This window comes from Alcanivorax sp. HI0083 (assembly GCF_001635175.1).
The window spans coordinates 1-1,321 of record NZ_LWFX01001322.1; the positions used below are offsets into that span (position 1 = coordinate 1).

Here is a 1,321-nt window from a genome sequence, read left to right on the forward strand (position 1 = left end):
TCTGCTGCCTACCTTGCTGAATAACGACCACTTCGGCCCATTGCGGCATTTTCTCGCCGACGATGTGGATGGCCGCAAACGCCATCAGCTGGCCGAGCGACTGGCAGATCTGTTCGATGCCTATCAGGTCTATCGGGCGGACTGGCTGGCGGACTGGGAAAACCGCAACGACCGTCTGCGCAAGGCCCAGGATCGCGACGCTTTTGATGAGTTTCCCACCAGCCAGCTGTGGCAGGCACACCTGTGGCGCGCCCTGCTGGCGGACATGGATGACATCAAACAGCGCCTCAGCCGCAGCGCCATCCACCGGGATTTCATCGCCGCACTGACTCAACACCAGCAACAGGGCATGCCACCGCCCGGCCTGCCGCGACGCCTGATCATCTTCGGTATCAGCGCCCTGCCCCAGCAGGCTCTGGAAGCGTTGGCCGCGCTCAGCCAGCATTGCCAGATCCTGATGCTGGTACAGAACCCCTGTCAGCATTACTGGGCAGATATCGTCGAAGACAAACAACTGCTGCGACGCCAGCTGGATAACCGCAAACGCCACCTGACCGCCCTGCCGGAAAACCGCGTTAACCCCCTGCTGGCCGCCTGGGGCAAACAGGGCCGGGACTTTATCGGCCTGCTCTACGATCACGACGATCCAGACAGTTATCGCAGCGCCTTCCAGAATCAGATCGATCTGTTTGAACACCACGAACCGCACACCCTGTTGCCACAGTTGCAGCAGGACATTCTCGATCTGGAACCCTTGCCGGCGCCGGACCAGCGCCCCTCTCTGGCGATCGATGGCTCGCTCAGTTTCCGCATCGGCCACAGCCCCCAGCGAGAAGTGGAAGTCCTGCAGGATGAATTACTGGACCGGTTCAGCAACGACCCGAGCCTGCAGCCCCGGGACGTGATCGTGATGGTGCCGGACATCGAGGCCTATGCACCGCACATTGATGCGGTGTTCGGCCGACTGGACCGGGACGATCCCCGCTATCTGCCCTACACCCTCAGCGACCGCAGTGCCGGTGCCGCCTCTCCCCTGGCCCAGGCAGTGGAATCCCTGCTGCACCTGCCCCAGTGGCGCTTCACTGCCACCGACATTCTCGACCTGCTGGATGTGCCCGCCGTGCGCGAACGTTTCGGCATCGACGAAGGCGACCTACCGCAACTGGCCCGCTGGATCGACCAGGCGCGCATTCGCTGGGGCCTGAACAGCCAGCAACGCAAGACCCTGGACGTGCCCGGCTTCGAACAGAACAGCTGGGCCTTCGGCCTGAAACGGATGCTGGCCGGCTACCTGCTCGGCGACGGCCCGGCCTGGATGGGC

At 63.2% G+C, this 1,321-nt stretch carries 1 protein-coding gene; it reads left to right on the top strand.

Translation table 11 applies throughout. The annotated features are described in order from the left end of the window. Nucleotides 1–1,321: exodeoxyribonuclease V subunit gamma (locus A3754_RS19720; protein WP_197468736.1), on the top strand; the 1,321-nt coding region annotated here is incomplete at both ends.